The following is a 7,214-nucleotide window of genomic DNA, read 5'->3' on the forward strand; positions in this document are numbered from 1 at the left end:
CTGGTCGGCGAGAGGCCGAAGGGGCCGATCAAGGTGGCCCTGGCCAAGATTCCCGACGACATGGACGTCGATCCGTCCGTCGCCGCGGCGCTGCGCCAGGCCGCCGACCACCTCGAGCGGTCCGGCTACCGCGTCAGCGAGGTCGAGGTGCCCGACATCAACGGCGTCTGGCAGACCTGGTGCGACATCATCACCAACGAGACCGTGGTGATGCAGGAAGCCTCCATGCTGAAGGTCACGTCCGAGGATTTTCACAAGGCCTGGGGCGGCATGAAGGCCAAGGCCAACGTGCTCGATCTCAAGGCCTGGATGCAGGCGACCGCCGCGCGCAACGGCCACATCCGCGCCTGGCAATTGTTCTTCGAAGACTATCCAATCGTGCTGGCGCCGACCACGGTGAAGCCGACGCCGGGCCCGCGCGATGACACCGTCAGCCCCGAGCGCGTGCGCGAGATCTTCTGGGGCGAGATCCGCTTCATCTCCGCGATCAACGTGCTCGGCCTGCCCGGCGCGGTGGTGCCGGTGGCGCTTCACGACGGCAGGCCGATTGGCGTGCAGCTGATTACCGGGCGCTATCGCGAGGATCTCGCGCTCGATGCCGCGGCCGCGATCGAGAAGCGCGCCGGCGTGCTCGCTCATCGGCTGTGGGATCGGATGGGTTGAACCTGCTCCAATAAGCGCTTCAGGGCTTCGCGCATCGCGCGCGAAGCTTGCTTACACAATGGTTCATCGCGGCGTGAAAGCGCGTGTGCCTGTGTTGCTGACCATGTCGAGAGTGCGTCGCCGCCGTTGTCAGCCTCTCGATCTCGTGGGGCAGGGAAGCCGCAGCAAGTTCCACAGCGGGTGTTCCAGCCCGCATCTCTTTACGAGAAGTCCTCAATCTTCGACTCCTTGATCTAGGTCAAATCCGACCTTGAGGAGGAGAAGAGGTTCCTGCCGGGTGCCGATCCGTGAGCGGCATCGCCTTATCATGTGCGCGGCACCCCAAGTAATGGAGGAAAGCCATGCTTCGATGTCTTCTCGCTGCTTTGGCGGCGATCGTTCTGATCACCGTCAGTCTCATTCCCGATGATGCATACGCTCGCCGCGGCGGCGGCGGCTTCCATGGTGGTGGTATGCGCGCCGGAGGTTTCCATGGCGGTGGCGCCCGCGTCGCCCATGTCCGGGGCGGCGGATACCGGGGTGCGGGAGGCCGCTACGGCGTCGCCGGCCGTGGTTATGGCTATCGCCCGATCGCGGGGCGCCCTGTGGCCAGAGGGGTCTATCGCAATGCAGCCTATCGCGGCGCTTACAGGGGCGCAGCCTATGGTCTAGGTGCGGCCGCAGTAGGAGCCGCCGCAGCCGGCGCCTATGGCTACTACGGTGGCTCCAGCAGCTGCACCTATGACACTTACGGCAATTACGTTTGCCCCGGACAATATCCATACGGGTATCGATATTGAAGTTGGCGGGACGGTAGCGGCCAGCTCCGCTGCCGTCCGTCAAGGCTGCCGGTGCTTCCTCGGCTCAAGCCCGCCGTGACCCACTTGTCCGGGTTCCCTCTAGCAACGCGCGGTGGTTCTTCGACCGAGGTCAAGAGTCCCAAGACCGAAAGCATCAAGGTGGCGCGCCATCAGCACTGGTCTTGCCAAGTGGCGGCATCACACAATCGAGCGAGCAGCATGAGATTTCCGGCAGGGGTTGTCGCGGGATTGCTCTTACTCACTGGCACGGGGGCGAGCCATGCCGTGGTTCGCATCGCGAATGATCGAGGCGGATCGATTGCTGACTACATCGAGCGATACGAGAAATTGCGCGCCGCGCGTCAATCGGTCGTCATCGATGGCCTCTGCGCTTCCGCCTGCACGATCGTCCTTGCGACGATTGCATCGGACGACATCTGCGTCACCTCGAAGGCAAGGCTTGCCTTTCATGCTGCGTGGGACTTCGGCAGGAATGGGCGCACATTTACCGACCGCGGGGCGACCCGGATGCTGTATTCAATGTATCCCTCGCCAATCCAGCAATGGCTCGATCGTCGAGGAGGACTAACTCCCCGTACTGTTTTTCTTCAAGGTAAACAGCTGCATGGGATGTATCGAGGGTGCGATCTCGATCCACGGTCATCTGCCACGCAATGAGTGACGCGATCCGCAAGTTGCACCGAGCAGCATCTTCATTAATGCAATTTAACCCGGATTCCGGCCAATTCGCCGACAAGCATTAGGGTTACTTCCTCGATCTCTAAGCGAATTATTGTCCGCTTTACCACCCGCCTCTAACACGGGACGTGGCGGACAACGCACATGCCTCATACAGGCCAATAAGTGCGGCCCGCTCCACGCGGAGGTGGCACGATGCGCAACGAGACGATCGCTATTCACGCCGGCTACGAGCCCGAGGCGACCACGCACGCGGTCGCCGTGCCGATTTACCAGACCGCAGCCTACGCCTTCGACAGCGCCGATCACGGCGCGGCGCTCTTCAATCTCGAGGCCGAAGGTTTCCGTTACAGCCGTATCGCCAATCCGACCAGCGCGGTGCTGGAGAAGCGGATCGCCCAGCTTGAAGGCGGCGTCGGTGCGCTCGCGGTCGCGACCGGCCAGGCGGCCCTGCATTTTGCCTTCGTCAACGTCGCCGATCACGGCGGCAACATCGTTTCCGTGCCGCAGCTTTACGGCACCACGCACACGCTGCTCTCGCACATCCTGCCGAGGCAGGGCATCACCGGCCGCTTCGCCGAGAGCGACAAGCCTGAGGCGATCGAGAAGCTTATCGACGAGAACACCCGCGCCGTGTTCGCCGAGACCATCGGCAACCCCGCCGGCAATGTCTGCGACATCGAGGCGCTGGCCAAGGTCGCGCATGCGCATGGCGTGCCGCTGATCGTCGACAACACCGTCGCAACACCGATTCTGCTCAAGCCGTTCGACTACGGCGCCGATATCGCCGTGCACTCGCTGACCAAGTTCCTGGGCGGCCATGGCACCACGCTCGGCGGCGCCATCGTCGATTCCGGGAACTTCCCCTGGGCCAAGCATGCCGAGCGCTTCCCGGGCTACAACAAGCCCGACGCCTCCTATCACGGCCTCGTCTATGCCGAGCGCTTCGGCAGGACCGCCTATATCGAGCGGGCGCGCAGCGTCTATCAGCGCACCATGGGCTCGGTGCTGTCGCCGTTCAACGCCTTCCTGCTGCTCCAGGGCATCGAGACCGTGGCGCTGCGCATGGAGCGCCATGTCGAGAACGCCCGCAAGGTCGCCGAATTCCTGCGCAAGGATTCGCGCGTTGCCTGGGTCAATTACACCGGCTTTCCCGACAGTCCCTATTATCCGCTGGTGCAGAAATATCTCGATGGTAACGCCTCCTCGCTGTTCACCTTCGGCATCAAGGGCGGGATGGAGGCCGGCAAGAGCTTCTATGATGCGCTAAAGCTGATCACGCGCCTCGTCAATATCGGCGATGCCAAGTCGCTGGCCTGTCATCCCGCCTCGACCACCCATCGGCAGATGTCGGCAGAGCAGCAGCGTGTTGCCGGTGTGCTGCCGGAGACCATCCGGCTCTCGATCGGCATCGAGCATGTCTCCGATATCGTCGAGGACATCGACCAGGCGCTGGACAAGGCCTGTCGATCAGCGCGCCTCGAGGCCGCGGAGTAGGCGGCGGCACCCATGACGATCTTGATCGACAGGGATCAAGTCATCTCGAGTCCGGCGCTGGCGCCGACCGAGCGCGATCTCGCGCGAGAACACGAACCCGAACTCACGATCGGGCTCGTCAACAACATGCCGGATCCGGCGCTGAAGGCGACCGAGCGGCAGTTCATGAAGCTGCTTCAGGCCGCAGCAGGCCAGTGCCGCATCCGCTTCCACTGCTTCTCGCTTCCGACCGTGAAGCGCTCGCCGGAAGCGAGGTGGCATGTCGAAAGCGAGTATTCCGACCTGTCAGATCTCAAGCGTCAGAAATTTGACGGCCTGATCGTGACCGGCGCAGAGCCCGTCGCGCCCGAACTCGACCAGGAGCCGTACTGGCGCGACCTCACCGAACTCATCGACTGGGCCAAGGTCAACACGCGCTCGACGATCTGGTCGTGCCTTGCCGCGCACGCGGCGGTGCTGCACCTCGACGGCATCGAACGGCGACGGCTACCGGCCAAATGCCACGGCATCTTCGATTGCGACGCCGTGACGAGCGATTCCCTGACGCGCGCCGCGCCGGCGCCGCTGAAGGTCTCGCATTCGCGCTTGAACGAGATTGCGGAGAGCGACCTGGTGCAGGCCGGTTATCAGGTGCTGACACGCTCCGTCCATGCGGGCGTCGATGTTTTCGTTCGCCAATATGCCAGCCGCTTCGTGTTCTTCCAGGGGCATCCGGAATACGACGCGCTGTCGCTTCAGCGCGAATATCTGCGCGACATCGGCCGCTATCTCGCGCGCGAGCGGGAGAATTATCCGCGCCTGCCCGTGAGCTATTTTGACGCAGCGACGGAAGAGAAATTGGCCCGCTTCGAGAAGAAGGCGGCGCACCAGCGCCACCCGGCGCTCACCAACGAGCTGCCCGGGCTGAATTTGCGCGCCGATATCGGCGCCGGCAGCGCGGCGGCGGTGCTTTTCCGCAACTGGTTGCAATTTCTCAGCGAGGGAGCCGATGCGTCGGTCCCTGCGCGTCGGCCGAAGGATGTTGGTTCCGCGTTAGGATTACCCGAGCGTTAGGCTTGCCTCAACCAGCGCGCGAATGTTTCAGTACGGAAATACGCAAATCACGGGAAACGCAGTCGTGTGGTCGGCACTTCAGGGACGCGTGAGCAATCGGCTGGCCCGGCATTTTCGCGCCGCGCCGCACCGGCTGCCGGCGCATGCGCCGATCGTGAGCTTCACCTTCGATGATGCCCCCGACAGCGCGGCAGGCGAGGGCGCCGAGCTTCTGGAAAAGCATGGCGGCCGCGGTACATTCTATCTCGCCGGCAGCCTGATCGGTCAGCCGTCGGATCACTGGCATGGCCTGTCCGATGACGCGATCATCAGGCTTCACCGCGCCGGTCACGAGATTGCCTGCCACACATTCTCGCATCAGAGCTCGGCCATTCTCGACGAGGTCGCGATGGCGCGCGAGATCGAGCGAAACCGCGCTTATTTCCGCGGTATCGATTCCTCGATCACGCTCGAGAATTTCGCCTATCCCTACGGGATCGCTTCGGTCTGGCGCAAGCCGCAGCTCGCCAAGGCCTTCCGTTCAGCGCGCGGCATCCTCCCCGGCGTCAACAGCGACGTCATCGACCTCCAGTTCCTGCGCGCTTCGCCCTTGGTGGATTGCGAGATCGATAGGGCCGGCGTCGATCGCTATTTCGACCAGGCGGTCGCGAGCGGCGGATGGCTCATCTTCTACGGCCACGACGTTGCGAACACGCCGAGCCCCTACGGCTGCACCCCAGACCTGATGCGTCATGCGCTGGAAGCCGCCCAGAGACGTAACATGCCTATTGTGACCGTCGCGGAAGCGCTGCGGAGGATCGGGGCGTAGTGTCTTCTTCCCCTCTCCCCTTGTACAAGGGGAGAGGGAAAGAGCCGCGCCGCGCCCCGCAAACGCTCTTGCCACGCCGACGCCGCTATGCGACTGGCCTTGTGACGAATCTCACGGCCTTGGTTCCATCCCGCCCATGTCCGCTCCCTCCACCGCCCCGCTACCTGCGCCGGCCAACGGCCGCGATGCGCTGTCGGTGCTGCATTCGGTCTTCGGCCTGCCGGGTTTTCGCGGTGCGCAGGGAGAGATCGTCAGGCACGTCACCGACGGCGGCAATTGCCTGGTGCTGATGCCGACCGGCGGCGGCAAGTCGTTGTGCTACCAGCTTCCTTCCCTGCTGCGCGAAGGCTGCGGCATCGTGGTGTCGCCGTTGATCGCCTTGATGCGTGATCAGGTCGCCGGCCTCATCGAGGCCGGTGTCAACGCCGCCGCGCTGAATTCGTCATTGTCGTTCCAGGAAGCCTCCGACATCGAGCGCCGCCTGCTCGCGGGCGATCTCGATCTGCTCTATGTCGCGCCGGAGCGCCTGGTCACGCCGCGCTGCCTGTCGCTGCTGGCGCAGGCGAGAGTGGCGCTGTTCGCGATCGACGAAGCGCATTGCGTTTCGCAATGGGGCCATGACTTCCGCCCCGAATATGTCGGCCTCTCCATCATCGCCGAGCGCTTTCCCGACGTGCCGCGTATCGCGCTGACCGCGACCGCCGACGACTTGACGCGCAGGGAGATCGTCGAGCGGCTCCAGCTCACGGGCGCACCGCAATTCGTCTCGAGCTTCGACCGGCCCAACATCCGTTACGAGATCGTCGACAAGCGCAGTGCCGTATCGCAGCTGAAGGAGTTTATCCGGGAGCGGCATGCGGGCGATGCCGGCGTGGTCTATTGCCTGTCCCGCAATCGTGTCGAGGAGGTCGCCGCCGCGCTTCAAGACGCCGGCATTGCGGCGCTGCCCTACCACGCCGGGCTCGACAGCCAAGTGCGCTCGCGCAACCAGGACCGCTTTCTCAACGAGGACGGCATCGTCATCGTCGCGACCGTCGCTTTCGGCATGGGCATCGACAAGCCCGACGTGCGCTTCGTCGCTCATCTCGATCTGCCCAAGAGCATCGAGGCCTATTATCAGGAGACAGGCCGCGCCGGCCGCGACGGCAAGCCGTCGGCAGCCTGGATGGCCTATGGGCTCTCCGACATCGTGCAGCAGCGTCGGATGATCGACGAGTCCAGCGCCTCTGACGAATTCAAGCGGGTCTCGATCGGCAAGCTCGATGCGCTGGTTGGCCTTGCCGAAACGCCGCACTGCCGGCGTCGGCGGCTGCTCGCCTATTTCGGCGAGATCGTGATGGGCGAGACCTGCGGCAATTGCGACAACTGCCTGACGCCGCCGAAGATGCGCGACGGCAAGGTGCTGGCGCAGAAGCTGTTGTCCTGCATCTATCGCACCGGCCAGCGTTTCGGCGCGATGCACCTGATCGACGTGCTGATCGGACGCCTGACCGAGAAGGTGACGCAGTTCGGCCACGACAAATTGTCGGTGTTTGGCATCGGCCGCGAGCTCAACGAAAAGCAGTGGCGCACCGTGCTGCGGCAGTTGGTGGCGATGGGGCATCTGCAGAGCGACAGCGAAGCGTTTGGCGCGCTGAAGCTGACCGAGACTGCGCGCGGCGTGCTACGCGGGGAGACCGAGGTGTGGCTGCGTGAGGAGGCACCCGGCACGCGCG

The 7,214-nt window shown here is 64.0% G+C and carries 7 protein-coding genes; all 7 read left to right on the forward strand.

Going from position 1 to position 7,214, the window contains the following annotated elements; genetic code table 11:
• Positions 1-663, forward strand: a 663-nt coding sequence (locus MOV75_RS21290; protein ID WP_247006536.1) for an amidase family protein, incomplete at its 5' end; no start/stop codon positions are given.
• Between the two features lie 341 nt (positions 664-1,004).
• The gene (locus MOV75_RS21295; RefSeq protein WP_246928283.1) at positions 1,005-1,442 is read left to right on the forward strand and encodes a hypothetical protein; all 438 of its coding nucleotides are present in this window, start codon (positions 1,005-1,007) and stop codon (positions 1,440-1,442) included.
• A 219-nt stretch (positions 1,443-1,661) separates the two neighbouring features.
• A complete protein-coding gene (locus tag MOV75_RS21300; RefSeq protein ID WP_246928285.1) occupies positions 1,662-2,120 on the forward strand; it encodes a hypothetical protein in 459 nt (152 codons plus the stop codon).
• Between the two features lie 216 nt (positions 2,121-2,336).
• On the forward strand, positions 2,337-3,638 hold the full coding sequence (locus tag MOV75_RS21305) for an O-acetylhomoserine aminocarboxypropyltransferase/cysteine synthase family protein (RefSeq protein ID WP_246928288.1): 1,302 nt from the start codon (positions 2,337-2,339) through the stop codon (positions 3,636-3,638).
• 12 nt (positions 3,639-3,650) lie between these two features.
• Positions 3,651-4,691, forward strand: a complete 1,041-nt coding sequence (locus MOV75_RS21310; RefSeq protein WP_246928290.1) for a homoserine O-succinyltransferase — start codon at positions 3,651-3,653, stop codon at positions 4,689-4,691.
• A gap of 64 nt (positions 4,692-4,755) precedes the next feature.
• Positions 4,756-5,499, forward strand: coding sequence for a polysaccharide deacetylase family protein (locus MOV75_RS21315; RefSeq protein WP_246928302.1), 744 nt, complete (start codon positions 4,756-4,758; stop codon positions 5,497-5,499).
• A gap of 136 nt (positions 5,500-5,635) precedes the next feature.
• Positions 5,636-7,214 (forward strand): DNA helicase RecQ (gene recQ, locus MOV75_RS21320; RefSeq protein WP_247006538.1); only part of this gene is annotated, 1,579 nt, incomplete at its 3' end.

It is taken from the genome of Bradyrhizobium sp. PRIMUS42 (assembly GCF_023006515.1).
GTDB lineage: Bacteria > Pseudomonadota > Alphaproteobacteria > Rhizobiales > Xanthobacteraceae > Bradyrhizobium.